Origin of the sequence: Providencia sp. PROV003 (assembly GCF_045040775.1) — a bacterium.
Taxonomy (GTDB): Bacteria; Pseudomonadota; Gammaproteobacteria; order Enterobacterales; family Enterobacteriaceae; genus Providencia; species Providencia huashanensis.
In genome coordinates, this window is the sequence record NZ_CP096369.1 from 4,009,300 (window position 1) to 4,033,241 (window position 23,942).

The 23,942-nt window shown below is 39.0% G+C and carries 23 protein-coding genes and 2 tRNA genes; 10 read left to right on the forward strand and 15 right to left on the reverse strand.

Annotation, left to right across the window (positions count from 1 at the left end):
• Nucleotides 1-7: 7 nt before the first annotated feature.
• A complete protein-coding gene (gene bioA, locus M1F14_RS18400; protein ID WP_048606487.1) occupies nt 8-1,276 on the forward strand; it encodes an adenosylmethionine--8-amino-7-oxononanoate transaminase in 1,269 nt (422 codons plus the stop codon).
• A gap of 180 nt (nt 1,277-1,456) precedes the next feature.
• Here bioA and pgl read toward each other — a convergent pair whose 3' ends face one another.
• Nucleotides 1,457-2,443 (reverse strand): 6-phosphogluconolactonase, encoded by a 987-nt coding sequence (pgl, locus tag M1F14_RS18405; RefSeq protein ID WP_042846613.1) that lies wholly within the window; start codon nt 2,441-2,443, stop codon nt 1,457-1,459.
• A 287-nt stretch (nt 2,444-2,730) separates the two neighbouring features.
• Here pgl and M1F14_RS18410 point away from each other — a divergent pair, with 287 nt between their 5' ends.
• Complete coding sequence (locus tag M1F14_RS18410) at nt 2,731-3,549, forward strand: pyridoxal phosphatase (protein WP_181469147.1); 819 nt, start codon at nt 2,731-2,733, stop codon at nt 3,547-3,549.
• A gap of 65 nt (nt 3,550-3,614) precedes the next feature.
• Here M1F14_RS18410 and M1F14_RS18415 read toward each other — a convergent pair whose 3' ends face one another.
• The 4 genes from M1F14_RS18415 to modA are packed head-to-tail and all read right to left on the reverse strand — an operon-like array spanning nt 3,615 to nt 6,458.
• Nucleotides 3,615-3,923 (reverse strand): hypothetical protein, encoded by a 309-nt coding sequence (locus M1F14_RS18415; protein ID WP_129466772.1) that lies wholly within the window; start codon nt 3,921-3,923, stop codon nt 3,615-3,617.
• Nucleotides 3,898-4,965 (reverse strand): molybdenum ABC transporter ATP-binding protein ModC, encoded by a 1,068-nt coding sequence (modC, locus tag M1F14_RS18420; protein WP_042846619.1) that lies wholly within the window; start codon nt 4,963-4,965, stop codon nt 3,898-3,900. Before modC ends, M1F14_RS18415 begins: the two co-directional genes overlap by 26 nt.
• Nucleotide 4,966: 1 nt before the next feature.
• Nucleotides 4,967-5,656 (reverse strand): molybdate ABC transporter permease subunit, encoded by a 690-nt coding sequence (gene modB, locus M1F14_RS18425; protein WP_042846620.1) that lies wholly within the window; start codon nt 5,654-5,656, stop codon nt 4,967-4,969.
• Between the two features lie 25 nt (nt 5,657-5,681).
• Nucleotides 5,682-6,458, reverse strand: a complete 777-nt coding sequence (gene modA, locus M1F14_RS18430) for a molybdate ABC transporter substrate-binding protein (protein WP_306804601.1) — start codon at nt 6,456-6,458, stop codon at nt 5,682-5,684.
• Between the two features lie 278 nt (nt 6,459-6,736).
• Here modA and M1F14_RS18435 point away from each other — a divergent pair, with 278 nt between their 5' ends.
• Nucleotides 6,737-7,768, forward strand: a complete 1,032-nt coding sequence (locus M1F14_RS18435; protein WP_181469146.1) for an ElaD/SseL family deubiquitinase — start codon at nt 6,737-6,739, stop codon at nt 7,766-7,768.
• A 90-nt stretch (nt 7,769-7,858) separates the two neighbouring features.
• Here the strand turns inward: M1F14_RS18435 and M1F14_RS18440 are convergent, their stop codons facing one another.
• The gene (locus M1F14_RS18440; protein ID WP_004256731.1) at nt 7,859-8,011 is read right to left on the reverse strand and encodes an AcrZ family multidrug efflux pump-associated protein; all 153 of its coding nucleotides are present in this window, start codon (nt 8,009-8,011) and stop codon (nt 7,859-7,861) included.
• Between the two features lie 215 nt (nt 8,012-8,226).
• Between M1F14_RS18440 and modE the strand changes: the two genes are divergently transcribed.
• The 5 genes from modE to M1F14_RS18465 all read left to right on the forward strand — a co-directional run bounded on the left by modE (nt 8,227) and on the right by M1F14_RS18465 (nt 13,512).
• Complete coding sequence (gene modE / locus M1F14_RS18445) at nt 8,227-9,015, forward strand: molybdenum-dependent transcriptional regulator (protein ID WP_181469145.1); 789 nt, start codon at nt 8,227-8,229, stop codon at nt 9,013-9,015.
• A gap of 139 nt (nt 9,016-9,154) precedes the next feature.
• Nucleotides 9,155-10,624, forward strand: coding sequence for a molybdate ABC transporter ATP-binding protein ModF (gene modF / locus M1F14_RS18450; protein WP_181469144.1), 1,470 nt, complete (start codon nt 9,155-9,157; stop codon nt 10,622-10,624).
• Between the two features lie 207 nt (nt 10,625-10,831).
• Nucleotides 10,832-11,659 (forward strand): CPBP family intramembrane glutamic endopeptidase, encoded by an 828-nt coding sequence (locus tag M1F14_RS18455; protein ID WP_181469143.1) that lies wholly within the window; start codon nt 10,832-10,834, stop codon nt 11,657-11,659.
• A 181-nt stretch (nt 11,660-11,840) separates the two neighbouring features.
• Nucleotides 11,841-12,593 carry a 2,3-diphosphoglycerate-dependent phosphoglycerate mutase gene (gene gpmA / locus M1F14_RS18460; protein WP_071547841.1) on the forward strand — a complete coding sequence of 251 codons (753 nt, stop codon included), beginning with the start codon at nt 11,841-11,843 and terminating at the stop codon, nt 12,591-12,593.
• Between the two features lie 178 nt (nt 12,594-12,771).
• On the forward strand, nt 12,772-13,512 hold the full coding sequence (locus M1F14_RS18465; RefSeq protein WP_042846627.1) for a hypothetical protein: 741 nt from the start codon (nt 12,772-12,774) through the stop codon (nt 13,510-13,512).
• Nucleotides 13,513-13,575: 63 nt separating this feature from the next.
• On the opposite strand, the gene M1F14_RS18470 is transcribed toward M1F14_RS18465, so the two are convergent.
• From M1F14_RS18470 to M1F14_RS18490, 5 genes are all read right to left on the reverse strand, one after another.
• Complete coding sequence (locus tag M1F14_RS18470) at nt 13,576-14,598, reverse strand: hypothetical protein (protein WP_042846628.1); 1,023 nt, start codon at nt 14,596-14,598, stop codon at nt 13,576-13,578.
• A gap of 361 nt (nt 14,599-14,959) precedes the next feature.
• On the reverse strand, nt 14,960-16,015 hold the full coding sequence (gene aroG, locus M1F14_RS18475) for a 3-deoxy-7-phosphoheptulonate synthase AroG (RefSeq protein ID WP_048606384.1): 1,056 nt from the start codon (nt 16,013-16,015) through the stop codon (nt 14,960-14,962).
• 366 nt (nt 16,016-16,381) lie between these two features.
• A complete protein-coding gene (gene pnuC / locus M1F14_RS18480) occupies nt 16,382-17,104 on the reverse strand; it encodes a nicotinamide riboside transporter PnuC (protein WP_181469142.1) in 723 nt (240 codons plus the stop codon).
• A gap of 85 nt (nt 17,105-17,189) precedes the next feature.
• Nucleotides 17,190-18,230 (reverse strand): quinolinate synthase NadA, encoded by a 1,041-nt coding sequence (gene nadA, locus M1F14_RS18485; protein WP_042846632.1) that lies wholly within the window; start codon nt 18,228-18,230, stop codon nt 17,190-17,192.
• 674 nt (nt 18,231-18,904) lie between these two features.
• Nucleotides 18,905-19,744, reverse strand: a complete 840-nt coding sequence (locus M1F14_RS18490; protein WP_181469141.1) for a hypothetical protein — start codon at nt 19,742-19,744, stop codon at nt 18,905-18,907.
• A gap of 415 nt (nt 19,745-20,159) precedes the next feature.
• Here M1F14_RS18490 and M1F14_RS18495 point away from each other — a divergent pair, with 415 nt between their 5' ends.
• Nucleotides 20,160-21,029: an aminoglycoside 6-adenylyltransferase gene (locus M1F14_RS18495; protein ID WP_071547838.1), complete on the forward strand. Its 870-nt coding sequence runs from the start codon at nt 20,160-20,162 to the stop codon at nt 21,027-21,029.
• 344 nt (nt 21,030-21,373) lie between these two features.
• Nucleotides 21,374-21,709, forward strand: a complete 336-nt coding sequence (locus M1F14_RS18500) for a hypothetical protein (protein ID WP_181469140.1) — start codon at nt 21,374-21,376, stop codon at nt 21,707-21,709.
• 428 nt (nt 21,710-22,137) lie between these two features.
• Here the strand turns inward: M1F14_RS18500 and M1F14_RS18505 are convergent.
• The 4 genes from M1F14_RS18505 to pal all read right to left on the reverse strand — a co-directional run bounded on the left by M1F14_RS18505 (nt 22,138) and on the right by pal (nt 23,913).
• Nucleotides 22,138-22,213, reverse strand: a tRNA-Lys gene (locus M1F14_RS18505).
• A 34-nt stretch (nt 22,214-22,247) separates the two neighbouring features.
• Nucleotides 22,248-22,323 (reverse strand) — tRNA-Lys (locus M1F14_RS18510).
• A gap of 287 nt (nt 22,324-22,610) precedes the next feature.
• Nucleotides 22,611-23,393 carry a cell division protein CpoB gene (gene cpoB, locus M1F14_RS18515; RefSeq protein WP_042848272.1) on the reverse strand — a complete coding sequence of 261 codons (783 nt, stop codon included), beginning with the start codon at nt 23,391-23,393 and terminating at the stop codon, nt 22,611-22,613.
• A gap of 22 nt (nt 23,394-23,415) precedes the next feature.
• Entirely contained in the window at nt 23,416-23,913 is a 498-nt protein-coding gene (pal, locus tag M1F14_RS18520) for a peptidoglycan-associated lipoprotein Pal (RefSeq protein WP_004909091.1), read from the reverse strand.
• Nucleotides 23,914-23,942 lie beyond the last annotated feature (29 nt).

The window sequence follows — 23,942 nt, forward strand, 5'->3', positions numbered from 1 at the left end:
GATAAAAATGAACAATGCTGATATTACTTTTGATGCCAAACATATTTGGCATCCTTACACATCAATGAGCCAACCCATTCCAGCCTATCCCATTGTGGAAGCGCAAGGAGTCGAACTCGTGATGCCTGATGGAAAAAGATTGATTGACGGCATGTCTTCATGGTGGGCTGCAATCCATGGCTATAATCACCCTGAACTCAACCAAGCTGTTACCACTCAGTTGAGCAAAATGTCTCATGTCATGTTTGGGGGGATCACTCACCCACCAGCAGTAAATCTATGCAAACAATTAGTGACTATCACTCCTGAACCACTGGAATGCATATTTCTCGCTGATTCAGGCTCTGTCGCAGTTGAAGTGGCACTAAAAATGGCACTGCAATATTGGCAAGCCAAAGGCGAAAAACGCCAGCGAATTTTGACATTACGCCACGGATATCACGGTGATACCTTTGGTGCTATGGCCGTTTGTGACCCAGATAATTCCATGCATGGACTGTACAAGGGGTATTTGCCCCCCCACGTGTTTGTGGAAGCTCCACAATGTGGTTTTAATGATGAATGGAACCCCGCAGATTTACATCCACTCGAAGCACAATTAGCAGAAAATAGCCATGAAATTGCTGCGATCATCCTAGAACCCATTGTTCAAGGTGCTGGGGGAATGCGCATCTATCACCCTGCCTATTTAAAAGGCGTACGTGATTTATGCGACCATTATGGCCTCTTACTAATAGCAGATGAAATTGCGACAGGATTTGGCCGCACCGGTAAACTATTTGCCTGTCAACACGCAAATATCTCACCTGATATTATGTGTATCGGCAAAGCATTAACTGGGGGTTATATGACGCTATCAGCAACCCTGACAACTCGCCATGTCGCCGAAACCATAAGCAATGGCGAGGCTGGTTGTTTTATGCATGGACCAACATTTATGGGCAACCCCCTTGCCTGTGCGGTTGCAGATGCAAGCCTATCACTATTGCTCAATAGCCCGTGGCAACAAACCATCGCCAATATTGAGCTACAACTCAAAGCTGAATTAATGCCTTTGCGCTCTCACCCTAGCGTCGCGGATATACGCGTCCTCGGTGCCATCGGCGTTATTGAAATGAAGCAGCCAGTGGATACAGCGGCATTACAAAAGGTATTTGTTGAAAATGGCGTTTGGGTTCGCCCGTTCGGCAAACTGATTTATGTGATGCCACCGTATATCATCACTCCCGAGCAACTCAGTAAAGTGACGAATACGATGGCAAAAGTGTTGGGATAACACAATAAATTCAATGATAATCGAAGTGATCCTTACTGAGTTTTTAATTAGATAATCTTCTAAATACTTCGAGTTATAGCAAGGCGGCAATCGAGGGTATCTTGGGGAGCATACATCAGTATGTGACCCAAAAGTAGCCGAGTGAAGCCAACACCGCTATAGCTCGAAGTATGACGAAGATTAAAGGATGACTGAAATAACCCACATAGGGCCTTTCCCAACCGCATACCTTCCTATTTGCGTCAGTTTCCCTGTAATTGGGTCAATTTCAGAAACTGAAATATGGTCTGACTTTTGCCCACTGGAAATTAAAAAGCGGCCGGTGTTATCAATATTAAAACCTCTTGGGTGGGCTTCTGTCGGGTAACGCGCTTCCAAAGTGAGTTCGCAGCCATCATCAGAAATAAGATAGTGGCTAATATAGCTTTCTGACCGTTCACTGGCATACAAATGGCGGCCATCAGGCGTCACATGGATATCAGCGGCCCAACGCTGGCTTTCATTTCCTGCAGGATAGTTTGCTAATGTTTGCATGGTGCGATAACGGGTAAACTTACGGTAAACACCAATGGTTGAGTCTAACTCATTGATACAGTAGATCACTTTCTCACTAGGGTGGAATGCAAGGTGACGAGGCCCTGACTGCGGTGCTGTCGTAATTTGATCCGCGGTCGCTTCAGTTAGATAGCCATTTTCTTGCAAATCAAACAGGCGAATATGATCTTCCCCTAAGCACGGCACCCAAAGCTGTTGATTATCAGTATCAACATGAGATGAATGAGGGTTACGCAACCCTTCAATAACCTGAACAACTTGGCTTGGAATGCCCTCTTTATTGATCGTCAATACAGATAAATTGTGTTGATGATAAGAAGGAACAAAGAGATATTTGCCATTGTTATCAAGTGATAAATGAACCGGTGTACCTGGAATGGATGTTTCCGCTTTTAAACGTAATGTGCCCTTTGGCTCAATTTCATAGGTCACAACACGAAAATTTGGGCGAACACCGATATAAAGGTGTTTTTTATCATGGCTTAATACCATTGGTTGTACCTGACCCGGTGTTTTTACTGTCTGTAAAAGCGTGAGTTCCCCAACTTCGTTCATCGACCATACGTGGATCTGCTGGCTTTCGGGGCTGGCAATATAAACAACCTGATTCATTCTGACTCCTTAATTCATGACAAAATACTAAACAGCATCTATAGTCCACTACATTAGCTTAACTATACCCTATATTAAGTAAATTGCTGCGAGTAAATAGCACCACCGTTTCAGCCAAAAGGATCGATAATAATGGTACTAAAACGGTTCAGTTAACGCTATGATGATAAAACATACTAAGCTAATTATTTTCGAATGGATAATTTATAGCTGTAATTAATTCATCTTCCCTCCTATCTTTATACTTGATTAAGATAGGCAACCTGTAAAATCACGTGGAGCCGTTTATGTCATACCGCGTTATTGCGCTCGATCTTGATGGAACATTGCTAGATCACCAAAAAAAAATCCTACCTGAATCTTTAGCTGTCTTACAGGAAGCTCGACGCCAAGGCGTTAAAGTTATCATAGTAACAGGTCGCCACCATGTTGCGATCCACCCGTTTTACCAAGCCTTAGACCTTGATACCCCCGCGATTTGTTGTAACGGTACATACCTATATGATTATTTGGGTAAAAAAGTGTTAAAGTCTGATCCGATGCCGCTCGACTCTGTCACTCAAATGATCGATAAATTACGTGGAACCGATATTCAACATCTAATGTATGTCGATAATGCCATGCTCTACAACGCACAAACTGAAGGGATTAAACGTACCTTAAATTGGGCGGAGTCATTACCTGTAGCACAACGACCAACTATTGAGTTTGTGGAAGACTTTGCTGATGTTATGCATGACTATGAATCTATATGGAAATTCGCCGTTAGCTACCCAGATACAGAAAGATTAAAACAAATCGTTCATGAAATTGAAACGGACTTTGGCTTAGACTGCGAATGGTCATGGGTTGACCAAGTGGACATTGGTCTCAAAGGTAATAGTAAAGGCCAACGTTTAAAAGAATGGGTTGAATCTCAAGGTATGACAATGCAAGATGTTGTTGCTTTTGGCGATAACTTCAATGACTTAAGCATGCTTACTACCGCAGGTTTAGGTGTAGCAATGGGCAATGCCGTGGATGAAATCAAACAACAAGCAAAACTGGTGACACGTGTAAACACTGAACCGGGTATTGCCGAAGTGATCCGTAAGTACGTTTTATAAGCCATTAGCCGAATAAAAGGAGGCACACCGGCTCTTTTTATTCGGCTAGCTAATAATACGTTAGGCTATTGAGCAAGTAACTCTATTAATGTTTGTTCCAAAACAGGTAAAGCCGCACCATAAATCCGTGAGTTACGGCTAATTTGGCTCATTGAAAGTTCAGGTAATGCCTGACCAAAAAAACGGTTTTGCTGTTGAAAACTATCACAAAATGCAGCCCAAATTTGTGGGTTTTTCACAAATGGCCCTGAAACAATCAGCCGTGAAGGAAAAAATACCCGACAAATATTGGATGCTGCATGTGCCATATGTGAAATAGCTTGCTGCATTGTCGAATTATTTGCCTCACTATAGCTGACGAGAAAGCGAGACACTTTTCACCTGTGCAAACACCTTTCTTCCTTTACGAATAGAAAGCTCATCCCTCGCCCAGCGGGTGATGCGAGCCCATAGATAATGTTCTTCACCTAAATCTAGCTTCACATCAACTTGCTCACCATCTTCAATCCATTCAATAACTTCTGCCGCTAAAATATTACGAATACTACTCACTTGCGGCTTTTCTAAAACCAAAGAAACATCCGAAGCATCGATACGTATACGTACTTCAGCCCCTTGCTGCATTTCAACTCGCGGAACCCATAACTTTTGACCGCCGACAATTACCGCTGTCATATCGTAATCAGGGTGTTGACTATGTACCTTTGCACTCACCACACTGCTCAATGTTTCTTGCTGTAACCAAGGACGTAATGCACTGCTCGCCCAGACGTCTTCTAATGGGCCAAATGCTTTAACTTTCCCTTGAGCCATTACAATGACTTTATCCGCTAGGCGCAATATTTCATCAAGACTATGACTGACATATAAAATAGGGATTTTAACATCTTGAGAAAGCTTTTCTAAATAAGGTAATAACTCACGTTTGCGGGGGAGATCCAAAGAAGCAAGGGGTTCATCCATCAGCAGAATTTCTGGCGCAGTTAATAAAGCACGACCAATCGCAACGCGTTGTTTTTCACCGCCAGATAATGTTATTGGATAACGGTTGAGTAACTTTTCGATACCCAGCAACTCAACGATATCATCAAAGCGTGTTTTCATTTTTGGCGCCATGCCATAACGTAAATTACTTTTGACACGGTAATGTGGAAATAACCGCGCATCCTGAAAAACATAACCTATGTGACGCTGCTCTGGCGGTAAACAAATCCGTTTTTCGACATCAACCAATGTACGACCATTTAACACTATCCGCCCTTTATTTGGCTTAGTTAAACCGCCTATCACATTGATTAAAGAGGTTTTACCTGCACCAGAAAGCCCGAAAACCGCAGTAATGCTTTCTGTTGGTAATTGTGTATTCACTTCCAGCTGTAAGTCCCCTAACTTTTGGGAAAAGTCGAGTTCTAACATATCAGGCTACCCCCAAACGCTTTTTACCCCAACGGGTCAGCCATTCTGAAATTAATAATGAAATTAATGCAAGAACGATCGCGATAATACATAAGCGTGCAGCATCAACCTCTGCACCCGGCGTCTCAATTAAGGTATACATCGCTAATGGAATGGTTTGAGTTTCTCCAGGTATATTTGATACAAATGTAATCGTGGCACCGAATTCCCCTAAAGAACGGGCGAAAGCAAGCACTGTGCCTACAATGATACCCGGCAAAGAAAGCGGAATGGTGATGGTGAGAAAAACGCGCAATGGCGTGGCACCTAATGTTCTAGCCGCTTGCTCTAGCTTTCTATCTACCGCTTCTAATGCTAAACGAATTGCTCGTACCATCAACGGAAAAGCGACCACGGCCGAAGCAAGCGCAGCCCCTCGCCAACTAAAGGTGAAGCTAAAACCAAACCAGTTATATAACCATTCACCAATAAAACCGCGTTTTCCCATACTGATCAATAATAAATAACCCACTACCACTGGTGGCAATACCAGTGGTAGGTGGATAATACTATCGAGCAATGTTTTGCCAGGAAAATTACAGCGAACTAATACCCATGCAACTAATATCCCAAGCGGTAAGCTGAATAATACCGCTACGCTTGATACTTTTAGGCTTAAGTAAATTGCTTCCCATTCATAAGGACTTAACATCTGCAACAATATAATCTCTTAATGTTTATTTGGTACGTGGCTCGAAACCATAACGTTTAAAAACCTCAGAAGCTGCTGGAGTTTTCAGATACTCATAATAATCACGAGTCGCTTTATTATCTTGGTCTTTAACTATTGCCATTGGGTATTCAACAGGTTTATGCGTATCTGCAGGGAATACACCAACTACTTTTACTTTTTGGCTAGCAACCGCATCAGAACCATACACAATGCCTAAAGGTGCTTCTTGGCGTTCAACTAGTGCCATACCACTGCGGACATTGTTAGTACGCGCTAACAGTGGATCAACCGTTTCCCATGCTCCTAAATTACCCAATGCTTCTTTAGCATAAATACCAACAGGTACATGATCAGGATCACCAACAGCTAAACGACCGCCATCTAATAATTTTTTCCAATCTGTTTGCTTATTGATTTCCACTTTATCCAATTTAGAATCTTTTGGTGCAATCAACACTAATTCATTACCTAATAATGTATAACGAGTATCATCCACCATCAATTTTTTATCAATTGCATAATCCATCCACTGCTGGTCAGCAGAAATAAATAGATTAGCAGGTGCTCCTTGCTCAATTTGACGCGCCAATGTTGAAGAAGAGGCATAAGATGCCACAACGTCTACTTTCGCCTCTTGCTTATATTGCTCAGAGATTTCATTCAGCGCGTTAGTTAATGAGGCAGCTGCGAAAACCGTTATTTTATCCGCAGCAAAACTATGGCTAGCCATAGTGAGTGTCAGTGTTGCACCCGCGAGAAGTGATACCAAACCTTTTTTCATTTTTATTCACCATAGTATTAATCAACACGCTATATATATCAGGATACAGCGATAACTTAAAGTCAAACTCGTGATAAAAGTGTGCTGGCTCAAGAAATGATGTAATTTTTCTGCATGTTATCCTAAATGGTAAAGAGACACGCCATGTTTTTAGTTTACGAAGAATCGTTTTTGTATAGTTTATAACTTATTTCCCTTGTAACTTTATCGGCACAAATCGTGAGTCTTTGAATATTTCATTCAACTTTTTACAAGTATATAAAAGCAGAGGAGATAATATGGCAATTCAACCTACAGTACATTCTCCAACTAATGCTTATTACTCAGGCAGCTTAACCACTCAACAATTTTATGGGCTATTTGACAAAGATATTCCCCAAGAAACCTTAGATTCTTTAGCTAAATCGTCTGGAGAAGGGAACTTAAATAGTATTGATTTATTACATAACCTAGCTTTACGACAAGACAGTGTAGGAAAACAAGCACAAAATATCTTGTTTGATTTATTTAGCGGAAAATTGCCAGCGAAGAAAGGTGTAGATAAAGAAATACAAGAAACGAGCAAAGTTTTATATCAATCAGCACATCACCAAGCCGTATTGTCTAAACCATCTAAATTACTGTATATCATTGGCTCCGCATTAAACAATATTGCAGATAAATTAAGCCTAACGCGTTTATTTATGGAACCCGATAATATAAAACCGGCAGCGCCGAAACCACTCGCGGAGAGTAATTTATGGTGTGATAACCGAATGCAGCAAAGTGATGAGCTTTATTCAAACTTAATAAGTGATGATTATTTAGCTTTATTTTCAGTTAACTACCCTTTAGATATCAGCGAGGACAACGCGGCTTTGCTAAAAACAACTATTGAGGAAATAAAAAGACAAAGCAACTTTCTAAATAAGCCCGAAATATTTCCAATAAATACAGGGGCTCATTGGGTGCTATTTATGCTCTATCACGACGTCACTGACAATAAAGTTAAAAGCTTTGTTTTTAATTCATACCATCAATTACCATCGGAAATTAAGCAAACTATAACAGAATGCGCTAAAGAAGCTGGAATACAGAGCGACATTGAATATATTGAAGGGAATATCCAAGAAAATGTGCCAAATGGCTGTGGCCTTTTTGTCATTGAAGCCGTTAAACAACTCGCTGAAACTACAACAAAAAATTATGTCGAAACACTGAAAAATTTCAAAAATAATTTTTTAGCGTTACCTTTAGCAGAACAACAACAATTTAACCAGTCTAGCCGCAGACAACTCTATGGAAATTACCATGATACATTATATCCATAGAGGGGAACTCGATTAAACGAAAAACTCCCTGATAACTCATTAAGCTATCAGGGAGTTTTATAATCCGTCAGAAAAGAAACTCGCTAAAAGTTACTTGTTCTCTGTATTGTGGTGATGTGGCACATGCGCTTTAGATAACAAGTTAAAAAACGCACCAAGACCATAAATCAGGCCCATGATTAAAAACATCACAACAGGAACCATCATCAGGGCGAAACCTAAACTTTTAATCAGTTCTAACATAAAAAAGCCTCTTCAGTGATACTGTACCCACCAGCCTACAAGATACGCTGACGAGGGAAATTCGACTCTCAATTTTTTGATTATAAATCAAATCAAAATAATAACGCATAATAGCGTTATAATGGAGACTATTTTAGACAAAATATTATACTAACGACATACTAAACGTGCTTTTTACCTCTGTCACCACCAACCAAGCCGGAAGGGAGAAAAATATGCAGGCAGAAATCTTACTCACACTTAAATTGCAAGGCAGTTTATTCGCTGATCCACGCCGTATCGCGCTACTCAAACAAATTAAAGCGACGGGTTCTATCAGCCAAGGGGCCAAACTTGCAGGTATCAGTTATAAAAGTGCTTGGGATGCCATTAATGAGATGAACCAACTCACCGATGATATTTTAGTCGACAGAGCAACCGGTGGCAAAGGAGGCGGCGGTACGACATTAACCCATTATGGCGAAAGACTGCTCCAGTTATATGACTTATTAGCTCAGATCCAACAAAAAGCGTTTGATGTCTTAAAAGAAGATAACCTACCTTTAGACAGCCTGCTGGCAGCGATTTCTCGCTTTTCACTACAAACCAGCGCCCGTAATCAATTTTTTGGCACCCTTATCACTCGCGACCACATGCAAGTTCAACAGCATGTACAAATTCGTTTAGCGGACAATAGTACCGTGATTAATGCAGCATTAACCGAACAAAGTGCTAACCGTTTGGGGTTAGTTGAAGGTAAAGAAGTACTTGCTCTCATTAAAGCGCCTTGGGTAAAACTAAGCAAACAACCACAAGCAACCGAGTTCGATAACTGTTTAGCAGGTAAAATTACCATGTTAGAACGTGGTAAAGATAATAGTGAAGTTATTGTAACCCTGACTGGCGGGGAAACACTCTGCTCAACCCTGCCAAATAGCGAGATTGATACACTGTCACTCAATGTTAATGATTCTATCACTGCCTTATTTAATGCAGACCAAGTTATTGTTGCCACCCTGTGCTAACCACCGCTGCTTACTTACCAAATAAGTAAGTAAGCATTTACCTTTTTTTCATCCTCCCACCTACAGTTGTTGACTTTATCTTCAATCCTGATTATTTGTGATAGATGACAAGGTAAATAAATGATGATAAGGAAGCTTAATGAGCTCAATAACTATACAACATGGCAGCTTTAAGCTCAGTGAAACACAAACACTTGAAATTCAACAACTCAATATTGAAAAAGGTGAAAACTGGGCTTTTATTGGTTCCAATGGCAGCGGTAAATCCTCTTTAGCTCGCGTGCTATCTAATGAACTAAAACCCCTTTCTGGTATTGTCACCAATACCTTTCTTTCCCCTGTCCGCCTTTCCTTTGAACAGTTACAGAAAATTATTACTGAAGAGTGGCAACGTAATAATACGGATATGCTGAGTGAAGACGAAGAAGACACTGGATATACTGCGGCTGAGATTATTCAATTTAACCATAAAGATAATGAATATTGCCTAGAGCTTGCTGCTCGCTTTGGCATCAGTGACTTGCTCTCCCGTCGCTTTAAATACCTTTCAACAGGGGAAACCCGCAAGGTATTGTTATGTCAAACATTAATGGGTAATCCTGACTTATTAATCCTTGATGAACCCTTTGATGGTCTGGATGTCTATTCCAGAAGCAACCTCAGTGAATTACTCTATAGTTTGTCTGAAAAAGGCTTAACTTTAATCTTAATTTTAAACCGTTTTGACGAACTCCCTGAGTTTGTTGAAAAAATGGGGGTCGTCGCGGACTGCAAACTGTCCCTTTCAGGAGATAAAGAGTCAGTACTCGCTAACACGCTAATTAACCAATTACAGCACAGTGAAAAAATAAAATTACTATCGATTCCCGAAACGGAAGATCCGACTGCTGATGAAAAACTAGATGATACTGTTCCTCGTATCATTTTGAAGAATGGGACTGTTAGCTATAACGACCAACCTATTTTGCATGGCCTAAACTGGCAAGTTAACCCAAATGAACATTGGCAGATTATTGGCGAAAATGGGGCGGGAAAATCCACATTATTAAGCCTAATTACAGGGGATCACCCACAAGGCTATAGTAATGACCTCACCTTATTTGGCCGTCGCAGAGGTACAGGAGAAACAATTTGGGATATCAAACGCCATATAGGCTATGTCAGTAACAGTATCCATCAAGAGTACCGGGTCGCAACCAGTGTACTAAATGTCATTATATCTGGCTTTCATGACTCCATCGGCTTATATCAAGCCCCGTCTGACCGTCAAATTCAATTAGCTAATGAATGGTTAACCTTATTAGGTTTTTCAGCCCAAACTGCACAGCAACCTTTCCATAGCCTGTCTTGGGGGCAGCAACGTTTAGTCTTAATTGCGCGTGCTCTGGTCAAACACCCTGCAATGCTAATTTTAGACGAACCATTACAGGGGCTCGATGGGTTGAACCGCTTGTTAGTCCTTAGGTTTATTGATGTCATGCTAAGCCAAGGCAACACACAATTACTGTTTGTCACTCACCACCAAGAAGATGCTCCAGTCTGTATTACTCACCGGTTAACCTTCGTCCCTGATAGCGGAAAATACCGCTACGAAATTGATGAACTTTAAAATTTGATCACTTCGCCAATAAGCTCTATTTCGGATTTATTGGCGAAGTTAATCTAGTGATTAACCAACCAACTACCAAAATAATAATATAATGAATTGATTATTAATAATATTTTTTATTTTTAATTCTTTACGATTAGCAAACTCATTAAAAATGATTAAACTCTGCCGCCCATAATAGTTTAAAGATTAATATAGGTATTATTTATGGCTTGGTTAATATTAGCCTCTTCACTTGCAACACTTGCTACGCATCGATTGATTTCATTCATACTGTTATTGCTTGGGGTTGTTACCGCAGTATTGTCTGGAATTATGAGTTGGCCGGCCCTTTTACTTTGTATTGTTGTCGCAGCCGTTTCTTTTATTCGCATACACTACCAACACCATTTAGCGCTGAAAATAAGCAGTGAGATTGTGTTAATTGCCTGTGCTATAGGGCTATTTATTCACTTATTTCCTGGGTTTAATAACCTGAGATATCTCGATAAAGTCACCGTAAGCACACATAGCGCCCCTTTTACTATGTATTTTAATTTTGATAAGGCATTAGTCCCTTTTATTTTACTCGCCTGCTTACCAACGTTATTTGTCTGCCATCCAGCCAAGCATGCAACTAAAGTTCAATGGGTACTGCTGGTTATTTCTGTGCCTCTTTTATTGCTGGTCGCGACTACTGCTGGCGGATTAGCCTTTGAATGGCATTTTCCTAGTTGGTTACCTGTTTTTGTGCTCTGTAATCTACTTTTTGTTTCACTAGCTGAAGAAGCGCTATTTCGTGGTTATTTACAACAAAGACTCACCCAATGGTTCGGTTCCCCTTACCTTGCTTTAATACTTACAGCTCTCTTATTTGGTGGGGTGCATTTTGCCGGCGGCCCACTCTTAATTCTCTTTGCGGCCATTGCAGGCTTAATTTATGGCTTAGCATGGATGTGGAGTGGAAAATTATGGCTTGCTGTATCGATTCACTTCGGGTTAAATTTAGTTCATCTGTTATTTTTTACCTACCCTGTAAAAATGGTAACTGGATAATAAAAAGGCAACTTTCCCCTTACAAACCAAATTATGGCTTGAATATTTCCATTGTTTATCCGTTTTTTGATTTGGTTTCGATAAAACGTAAGTTGCTACTAGCGTTCGAGTTGACTATCCCTATAATGTAGGTCAGCAATAATTCATTTTTAATTTGAGTGTACTGATAGGAGTTTTAGCTATGGCTGTAACTAAACTGGTTTTAGTAAGACACGGTGAAAGTGAGTGGAACAAAGAGAACCGCTTCACAGGTTGGACTGATGTAGAACTGTCTGATAAAGGTCGTGAAGAAGCAAAAATTGCAGGCCAACTGCTAAAAGATGAAGGCTTTGTTTTTGATTTCGCTTATACCTCAGTTCTAAAACGCGCTATCCATACTTTATGGAACATCCTTGATCAAGTTGAACAGCAATGGCTGCCAGTTGAAAAAAGCTGGAAATTAAACGAGCGTCATTATGGTGCTCTCCAAGGCTTAGACAAATCAGAAACTGCGGCCAAATATGGTGATGAGCAAGTTAAACTGTGGCGTCGTGGTTTTGCCATCACTCCACCAGATTTAACTAAAGACGATGAACGTTATCCTGGCCATGACCCACGTTACGCAAAACTTTCTGAAAAAGAATTACCGGTTACTGAAAGCTTAGCAACCACTATCGAGCGTGTTGTTCCTTATTGGGAAGAAGTGATCAAACCTCGCGTTGCTGGCGGTGAAAAAGTGATCATCGCAGCTCACGGTAACTCTCTGCGTGCCTTAGTTAAATATTTGGATAACATGGGTGAAGATGAAATTCTGAACTTGAATATCCCAACTGCGGTACCAATGGTTTATGAGTTCGATGAGAACATGAAACCTATCAAACGTTACTACTTAGGTAACCAAGACGAAATCGCGGCTAAACAAGCAGCTGTTGCGAACCAAGGTAAAGCGAAGTAATTACTTACTTTATCTATAGTACGAAAGGGTTAAGCCGTTTGCTTATCCCTTTTTCTTTTCAAAATACCTTTCATTTCCCCCTCTATCAAAAATAAAAAATACAAACAGTTAGTGTTAGAAATAGGAATAACGGATTATCATAGGGAAATACACATAAAAAGGTGCATAGAGCAAAGAAATGAACAAATTTAATATTTACGTGTGGGTAGGGCTGGTTCTTAGCGCGAGTATTTTGGGCTCACTCCTCTATATGATCAATGCAGGTGAGCTCGCCATTGATGGTTCAAATGGTGCAGCAAACCATGAATTAATGAAAACCTTGATGACGATTGCTTGCATCAGCTTTCCTATTCAAATTGTCAGCATGATGGTCATGAAATATAAACCAAGGCTCGCCATTGGCCTTGCTATCATCAGTAGCGTTGCACTCATGCCTATCACAATAGTGTTTGTCATGGGGATGATTTTTTCTGCGATCCGCTGGCGTTATCGCCAATTAGAGCCATTCGATACCACCATCAATATCGACTTTGCAACAAAAATCGAGTTTAATAAACGTAATAATCGTATTGTTGTCATTGCTCTAGGTATTATCAGTGTTGCCTTTATCTTACTTAGCCAAAGTTTAGGTATGTTTCTATTCGTCTTAACCATTTTCCTTGGTTATTTTGGCAAGAAAGCAGCTGATAGCGTTTATTTAGCCATTAAAGATGCACACTTGTATATTCGCCCAAATATTTTCGCTCATTGTTACCGTATTCCACTAAAAGACGTTACTTATACCAAGGGTGAAAAAGGGAAAGTACATTTTAATGTGCAAACATCAAATGAGGTATTGCAGCTAACCGCTACTCCAGCAAATGCAACCCCTGAAGAGCAAAAGAAACTAGAAGAACTATTAGCCAAAATACCAAAGTAAAAGAGACTGCAATTTATTCGTCCCCTTTACCTACTTTAATATGTAGGTAAAGGGGATAATGACTTAAAATACTTTTATAGGGCTCAAGGGCGTCAGCGTTGATAATCTAGGAACTAAATTATTTATATTCATCGCCTCCATCAAGATAGTATTAGTAGCATTAAACACAGCCACAGCGCAAACTAAGCTCATTGAATCACTAGAAAAATCTTTTTCTACAAAAAACATATATTGAGCTTCAATAGAATATCTTTTTAAAGCATCCTCAGTATGAACAACTCTATATTGTAAATCTTCACGAGCCTGTTTCATGGCATTAATTTTACTTTCACTCTCTGTATTTCTTTTTTTACCCTGTGAAACCGCGTTCTCTTTCGAGATTAATTTATTATATTTCTGAATCATTTTTCTGGTGTCATCTAGGTCACTGATAAAATCAACACCATCATATATTTCATTTTCTTCAAACGATTGAATATTATTCAAAAACTCATTTAAGTTATCAACTAGCTCTTTATATGTATTAGTTAATAAATTAACTTCACTATATTCTAACCCTTTTATATTTTCATTAGGTAGAGTTGAGTTAAACTCACCAACCAAATTTTTATCTAGTTCATCAACTACACAAATTGGCTCTTTTTTAATTATCTCATCGACCTCCATTAACTGTTTATACATATCAACTCTATTATCCTTTTCTACAATATATTCCTTCATTGCATAAATCATACTCTGATAATACCCATGAGCCGATTTAAGTTTCTCTATATGTTTATAAACAACTTTTAACGTATTTAGTTTTGATTCCAATTCTTTAGCATTACCCTGAGGATTTTTATTTTTAATCTCATATTTTTTTATCATTAACCCTATTTTATATTTTCTTTCTTTAATGGACTCATAGAGTGAATCTGATTTTTTTAGTGATTTTAACAATTGATAATTTAAGTTAATTTCATAATTTACTTTCTCCATAAAATTCTTAGAATTAGAATAACCAAGATCAACCGTGATACCATCTGATTTTTTATACTTAGTCGTTTGATATTTTAATTCTTCTCTAATTTCTTTCTTAATAATCATTTCATACTCCATTATGTTAGTTTTACAGGTGATATCCTTGCATCCATAAAATAACAAGCTATTACTTTACTATAAAAAAAACAAATTTTTATTTTATATAAATAAAAGAATTCAACAGAAAAATCACTTAAAATTAAAAAAAGGAAAAAAATATTAAACAATGAATTAATATAAAATTATATTAATAAAAACATCTATATTGTAATGGTAAGGTGTTTTTTGGTACAACCCTTTGATTCTATCTGCAAAACCGATAGTTTTTATTTAAGGTGCTAACCCAACTTAAATGGATTGATATCATAAAAAAAGCGAGTTTAATAAATAAACTCGCTTTAACTTTATTGAGTGAACGTGGTCTTGATTACTTGTTACGACGGGTAATCACTGCATCTGCTAATTGGCGTAATACTTTTTCTGTATCATCCCATCCAATACAAGCATCAGTGACACTTTTACCATAAATTAATGGCTCACCGGACTCTAAATTTTGATTACCCTCTACAAGGTTACTTTCAATCATAACACCTGTAATTGAGCGGTCACCATGACTAATTTGTTCACTTACATTGGTAGCCACTTCCATCTGTTTTTCAAATTGTTTACAGCTATTCGCATGGCTAAAATCGATCATAATACTGGGTGCTAAGCCGGCTTTTTCTAAACCTGCACAGACTTCTTTTACATGCTTAGCACTGTAGTTGGGTTCTTTCCCGCCACGCAAAATAATATGGCAATCAGGGTTACCACTCGTATTGACTATCGCAGAGTGCCCCCATTTGGTAACTGATAAGAAACAGTGGGCTGAACGGGCAGAGTTTATTGCATCAATCGCAATTTTAATCGTCCCATCTGTCCCGTTTTTGAAGCCAACAGGACAGGATAAACCTGATGCTAATTCACGGTGAATTTGTGATTCAGTGGTGCGAGCACCAATCGCTCCCCAACTCATTAAATCAGCAACGTACTGAGGGCTAATCACATCCAAAAATTCACCTGCGGTAGGTAAACCTTGGTTATTGATCGTTAATAATAATTCACGAGCTATACGTAAACCTTCGTTAATATCAAAGCTATGGTCCATTTTAGGGTCATTAATTAGCCCTTTCCAACCCACAGTTGTACGCGGCTTTTCAAAATACACTCGCATGACAATCTCAAGTGAATCTTTTAATTCTTCGCGTAGCTTACCTAAACGCTCTGCATACTCTAAAGCCGCTTTAGTATCATGAATAGAACAAGGGCCAATCACCACCACTAAACGATCATCTTTACCCGCTAAAATATTGTGGATTGCAAGTCGTGCTTCATGAACGGTAAACGCAGCTTTATCAGTTGCTGGAAATTTTTCAAGTAAAGCAATTGGTGGTAATAATTCTTTTATTTGTTTAATTCTGACGTCATCGTTCTGATAGTTCATACCCGTATATCCAATGTTTATTATTTTTTACTGTCGTTGATTTGCATGCCAAGTTTCTTCAAGTTACCCGCGCTAGAGCAAAGCATTAAGCAAGCAGATGAAAGCCTTCACTGCGCTTCAAAAGTTAACTGAAAATTGAAAAGATAATTAGCATCGAATTTTTAATCTAACTGTTCAACCGACGTCTGTAAACAGGCAAACGCACGATAAAACCATGGTTTTACCGTGGGCTGATTATAAAATGAGGTTTAATGTTGATATTTAGCACGATAAATAGGTTAAATACCGATTTTACAGAGCAAAAAATAACTAAAACGGCTAAACGACGATAATGTCACTTTAGCCGCTTTAAGCGATTTTTTCTGGTTAAGTTCGTGATATTGGTGAGGAGCCGTTCTCTTTGGCTGATTTTATCCAAAGTCTAGAGCCATTAACCGCGATACCTAATAAAATTAAGTATTCTAAAGACATTGCATAAACACCCTGAATAAAGAAAATCACGATACTAATCACGTTAATAATGACCCACAATAACCAGTTTTCAACATACTTACGCGTCATCAAGATCATTGCTACAACCGAAAGTACTGTCATTGCAGAATCCCAAAATGGAAATGCATCTGGTTCTATGGCTGGCATTGCTAAGTTTGCGCCAAATAAATTCAATAATTCAACGGCCCATATCGCTAACACACCAAATACAGCATCAATATTAAATGTTAAGTAAACGATAGCTAAAATAGAAACCACGAGTGTGGCCATGGCTTTTGGGAAGCTCAACCAGCGAATTTTTAACTCCGCTTGTTGTGAGCTGGTCACTCGGGTCCATGCGTACCAACCATAAATATTCGCAACAAAGAAAAATATCTGTAAGAGCAGGTTTGCATATAATTGGATTTGAAAAAATATGACAGCAAACAATGAAACATTAATTAAACCAAATAGATAGTTAATCGTTTTTTCAAAACTAGCCAGTAAGATACAGAGCAGCCCTGCAACCGTCCCCACCGCTTCAATATAAGACAAATCATAAACAGAACCCCAAAGTGGGATTTGCACTAATGTATTGGCTGTACTAAAGAAATCCATCCCAAAACCCTTTATGATTGATAGTTAATGTTGTATTGCTCAGTACTGAATTAGAATATAGCTAACATATCACGCTAACTTATTTTTATTTTAGACTCTCGGCAAACTCTAGCATCTTATTCAAAGGCAGCAATGCTTTTTCGCGTAAACTTGCACTTACCTCAATTTGATGATTTTGAGTATGGCCTTCTAGAGCCTCTGCAATTGCCTGTAACCCGTTCATCGCCATCCATGGACAGTGTGCACAAGTACGACATGTTGCGCCCTCACCAGCAGTTGGAGCAATATATAGCGCTTTATCAGGGCATGCTTGCTGCATTTTATAAAAAATGCCTTTATCCGTCGCTACAATCATTGAAGGGTTAGGTAGTGCTTGTGCCGCTTTGATTAATTGACTTGTTGACCCGACGGCATCAGCAAGGTCAACAATAGCTTGTGGGGACTCAGGATGAACTAACACTGCTGCTTCTGGGTAAAGCGCTTTCATTTTTTCCAATGACTGTGTTTTAAATTCATCATGAACAATACACGCACCTTGCCAGCACAAAATATCAGCCCCTGTTTGTTGCTGTACATAGCGACCTAAATGACGATCTGGAGCCCAAATTATTTTTTCACCTAAGCTATCAAGATGCTCAATCAATTCTACCGCAATACTGGATGTAACCACCCAATCGGCACGCGCTTTGACCGCTGCTGAAGTATTTGCATAAACGACAACAGTTCTGTCCGGATGTGCATCACAAAAACGAATAAACTCCTCTTCTGGGCAGCCAATATCAAGAGAACATTGGGCATCTAGAGTTGGCATTAATACGTGTTTTTCAGGGCTGAGTATTTTAGCGGTTTCCCCCATAAACTTTACCCCAGCCACGACTAAAGTTGAAGCTGGGTGCTTAGCCCCAAAACGAGCCATTTCTAATGAATCAGCAACGCAGCCCCCCGTTTCTTCCGCTAACGCCTGGATTTCTGGGTCTGTATAGTAGTGCGCAACAATAACTGCATTTTTTTCAACCAAAAGAGATTTGATCCGTTGGCGATAAAATGCTTTTTCATCCGAGCTTAATAGTGCCGGTTTTGCTGGAAATGGATATACTGACTGATCAAAATCGATAAACACGCTCATTTCTTGCCTCTGTTTAGCATAAAGCGATTTTAATGCTTCAAATAAGTTAAGACCGCAAAATTAGCCGCTTTTTGTTTTATATACTAAACAAGATACCCCACTTTACGAAAGAAGTCTCCACCCTTTTTCAGTTATCAAGCATCATTTTCCCCTTACGGTTGCTTTTCTTTAAAAGATATAAAAGTGAAAATTATTCTTTAATTAGATAGAAGCCGATAACGCCCTACTTGATTGGTCATTACACTTGTACTTTTGGTAAGAATTGCAGTGAACTATAAAATTCGACTACAGTTTTAGCATATCGCAAAATAATCGTTCTGATTCATCAGTTTTAAACTGCCATTATATTGAAGTAACTAGAACTCATTGCTTCACTTGATACTCTAATATGATGATACTGACGCATTTTTGGGATATCTAGAATGGTTCAGGGCTGCCATCCCCATTTATCTGTGATTGATTTACCAACGCTGATGTTATGAGCACAGGCAAATCAACCGCAGAAAGTTGTGGTAATGATTAGTTAGGCGGCTTTAAGTTTTAATTTACTTTGCCATAATATTACTATAAACCCTTAGGTGTATAATACCTCCTCTATTCAGGAGGCTAAATTAGCTATGTGATTTCAATACCACGACAAGTAGAGTAAAAATTTATTTTCACCACCCGCCGAGTTACATTGTAGGTAGAAATGAAATTAGTACTTTAGCACCATTACTAATATTTATATTATCACTTATTTTATTTAACAATGCTTGTTCACTGCTATATAAACTAACAATATTTTCTATCAATTTAATTCCTTCATTATAAAAACCTAAATTCTCCATATCTTTATCTTTGATTGATTTGTCTTGTTTTAATGATTCTTTTTTTAAACTATCATTTGGCGTATCAGTATTACCCAAATTTTCAGTCATTATTTTAGGCTTATATTCAACAAACTCACCAACTTCCCCTCCTGTTTCTTCATAATCTTTTATTTCATTTATTTTTCTAGATATTAATGCTACTGGCTCCCTTATTTTGGCCAAAGAGGTATGGAAATCTAATGTATAATCTTTAGCTTGATTTGTTTTTTTTGGGGAGTTTTGTTTAAACTTAGATGGCAGCCTATACAAAGAATAGTTAATAGTAGGATAATTACGAATACTTAATGCCACATTACTATAGATTCCTGTTATCTCTGATGGAATATTTTTTATTTTCACTGGTTCATCAAGATAAAGTTTCAATTTATCTTTTAGTTCCATATATTTATCCAATCCCTTCTTAACTCTATCAATATACTTATTAACCCTATCAATATATTCATTGGCTGCATCATGCTTATCGATTGATTTTTTTAGCTTTGATATTTCTTTGGTTAATAACTTTAGTTCTTTATAATAACCTGGTATTTTTTCATAGATATATTTAAAGCTCCCCTTCAATTCTAAATAACTTTTATTCCTTTGGCGAATATCCGCTTTACGATCTTCCTGCGCAAGCCAATCCTGTAAACTAACGTCCATTTTAGTTCCTTTAAAAAATTAAAAACAAAAAAACATAATACTGATTAAATTATATTAACATAAAAATAAAATACAAATTTTATTTTATTATATTAAATAAAAAATAATAATTTTAAAGTATACACATAACTTACATTAAATTTAAATTACACATTATCCTAATACAAATTTATCTCATAAAAATGCTAATAGATGAGAACAGCTATAACATTTTTTCAACAAGTCCACGTTAATACTTGAGATGACTATACAATAAGGTCTCCTCTACTTTGCTCTATAACCTTCGTTTTTCACTTACTAAGCATAGACTTTAATCATTTTCGTGCCTTTTCTACACTTTTTACGTTTGTCCTTTAGCTTTTCACTCATTTTATCGGTATCGTAGCCATTCTTATCAAATTTAATTAGGCCAGTTATGGAATTACCTGTATCTATTATAAATAAAATTATATCCATTTCATTACTCGACCCAAGAATCGAAGCTGTGGTACTCACAGGCTCACGAGGAAGAGAGCAAGATGTTGATAATTACTCCGACATTGACATTGAGTTAATCGGTCACGGTGTGACAGAAATATTTAACCAAAAACATTGGGTTGACCATTTTGGCTCCTCTTTAGCAGTTCTACATTTACTCAATCAAGAAGAGGACGCACCAGATTGGCCGACATGTTTAGTTATATACGAGGAAGGTCGCAAAGTTGATTTCACATTTGCTGAGCCTGAACGCTTATATAAAATGAAACGTGAGGGGTTAGATGCGACATTCTCTCGCGGGTTTATTGTTTTGTTAGATAAAACTGGGATCACTGAAGGGCTACCAAAAGATGCCAATTTGCTATCTTTAGCACCAACACCATTAACAGAGACTGAGTTTTCACAAACCGTTACAGACTTTTGGCACGAAGCCCATCAAGTCGCCATAGCATTAACTCGTGAAGAATTATGGGTGGCATGGTCAAGAAGTACCGATATGAAGCACTATTTCTTAACGCTACTTGAGCACCTTGTAACCATACAAGGTAAGCATGTTTGGTATAATGGCCGTAAGTACCATGAATGGATGCCACAAAAGTACATACAGGCACTAGAAATCATTTTTAATTGCAGTACCTCAGAAAAAGCTGCCTTGTCATTGCAATGTTTAATGCGTTGTTTTGATGAGGTGAGTATCGACCTTGCCAAGTTACAGGGCTTTTCTCCTGCGCATAATTTAGCAAAAAAAATGCAAATGTTAGTCATTGGCTTTTTACAAGATAATGGCTTGCTACCTGAAGGATTATAATTAATTAGCGTAGAGTACAGCGAAAAAAGGCGATTTAATGACTATCTTTACAAAACAATGAGTTCTTTTATTTTGACTTTCAAAAGATGACTCATTTAACGGTATAACTGTATACAAGAGTTACCCTCAGTTAAATAAACCATCCCTTTTGAGCCCCAACACCAGGGGCTATTTTTTTATCTTGTCACTTTTCAGTTTATCTCAGTCATATTTAAGTCACTAACTAATTCATGCACTTTTTAAAGGTATGCTTAGAACCATTGCGCGCTTGCCGAGGTATGGATTGCCGACTGAGTATTTACGGGGCGGTGAATTGGCTTGAACTGCTGTTAAGATGGTGGGTCGTGCAGGATTTAAATTCTGCGAATTTAGCCTCCGGCCTGAACCTGCAACCAGCTTGCCGAGGTATGGATTGGCGACTGAGTATTTACGGGGTAGTGAATTGGCTTGAACTGCTGTTGAGATGGTGGGTCGTGCAGGATTTAAATTCTGCGAATTTAGCCTGCGGCCTGAACCTGCAACCAGCTTGCCGAGGTATGGATTGCCGACTGAGTATTTACGGGGTAGTGAATTGGCTTGAATTGCTGTTAAGATGGTGGGTCGTGCAGGATTTAAATTCTGCGAATTTAGCCTGCGGCCTGAACCTGCAACCAGCTTGCCGAGGTATGGATGGCGACTGAGCGTTTACGGGGTAGTGAATTGGCTTGAATTGCTGTTGAGATGGTGGGTCGTGCAGGATTTAAATTCTGCGAATTTAGCCTGCGGCCTGAACCTGCAACCAGCTTGCCGAGGTATGGATTGCCGACTGAGTATTTACGGGGTAGTGAATTGGCTTGAATTGCTGTTGAGATGGTGGGTCGTGCAGGATTTAAATTCTACGAATTTAGCCTACGGCCTGAACCTGCAACCAGCTTGCCGAGGTATGGATTGCCGACTGAGTATTTACGGGGTAATGAATTGGCTTGAACTGCTGTTGAGATGGTGGGTCGTGCAGGATTTAAATTCTGCGAATTTAGCCTGCGGCCTGAACCTGCAACCAGCTTGCCGAGGTATGGATTGGCGACTGAGTATTTACGGGGTAGTGAATTGGCTTGAACTGCTGTTGAGATGGTGGGTCGTGCAGGATTCGAACCTGCGACCAATTGATTAAAAGTCAACTGCTCTACCGACTGAGCTAACGACCCATCTGAATTGCTTGAATTGTTTGTTTCTTTTAGATGGTGGGTCGTGCAGGATTCGAACCTGCGACCAATTGATTAAAAGTCAACTGCTCTACCGACTGAGCTAACGACCCATCTATATAACTTTTCTAACTAATCACAGCTTCTTACCCTTCGGGTTGAACCTGCAACCATCTTAATAAAACTCAATCATCTACCGACTGAGCTAACAACCCATCTAAAACTATATTTCTTCTTTGTATCTCGAGGTTTTCGGCTAACCGTATTCTCGTATCAACGGCGGCTTATATTACTGATTTCTGACGATGGTGCAATGTTTTTTTTACTAAAATAGATTGAATGCGCACTTATCATACTGATAACCCCGAAATATTCGGCAATATTGCTTCGGGGTTAGTAATTAAAGTGTACTCAACTTTTTTTCTGCTAATTTTGAGCCTGCACTGTTTGGATATTGCTTTAACACCTGTTGGTAAACAGCCTTTGCTTTATCCTTTTGCCCTTTGTCTTGCATGATCAGCCCAACTTTATATAAAGCTTCACTGCTTTTCTGAGATTTAGGATATTGCTTAACTACAGTTGCAAAGTAAAAAGCCGCGTCATCTTTGCTGCCTTTGTTGTAGTTTAACTGCCCCAACCAATAGTTGGCGTTAGATTGATACCCAGACTTAGGGTAGGTTTTGATAAACCCTTGAAGCGCATTAATAGCCCCATCAATTTGGGCTTTTGATTTGCTTTCCATTGCAAGCTTAACTGCCGCATTATAATCATCTTTCTCATTTCCACCTGTATTAGCTGATGCAGCAGGTGTAGTTGAAGAAGATGCATTTGATGCACTAGTGTCAGGTGTTTCACCTGTATTGGCAGAATTGCCGTCACCCGAGCCATTTAATTGCATATACAAATCTTTTTGACGCTCAATAACTTGATTCAATTTATATTCACTTTCTTGAATCTGACCACGTAACATATCTATGTCGCGTTGGTTATCGGCAAGCTGTTGCTGGATTTGATACATAATTTGGCCTTGAGAATTAACCGCAGTCTCAAGTTGGGTAAGACGGTCTGTTGTTGAACCAGATCCGACATTGTTGATTGGCGCTTGGGCAATAGCGGCCCAAGGGGCCGCTACGCCAACCAATAACGACAGACCTACAATTAGATGTCTGAAGTTACTGTTCATAATAGATAATTTCTCTTATCTATTAGTATGCAATGACTGCACGACGGTTTTTCGCGTAGTCTGCTTCAGTGTGACCTAACACAGCTGGTTTTTCTTTACCGTAAGAAACCAGTGAAACTTGGTCACCAGAAACACCTTTGCTTTGCAGATACATTTTAACTGCATTAGCACGACGCTCGCCCAGCGCGATGTTATATTCTGGAGTACCGCGCTCATCCGCATGACCTTCAACAACAACACGTACAGATGGGTTGCTACGTAGGAATGCTGCATGCGCATCTAACATTTCCGCATACTCTGGAGATACGTTGTATTTATCGAAACCAAAGTAAACAGTGTTGTTTTGTTGCAGCTGTTCCATTTGCTGACGTGCCAGCTCTTCCGCAGACAGACCAGTGTTAGTTTGGTTAGTAGAAGTATCTACACCATCTTGGTCATTGTTTTTGTTAGAGCTACAAGCTGCGACTGCCATGATTGGTAATGCGATCATCAGCCCTTTAAGCACTTTATTCAGTTGCATCGTTTTGATCCTTAATATTTTTTTGCCAC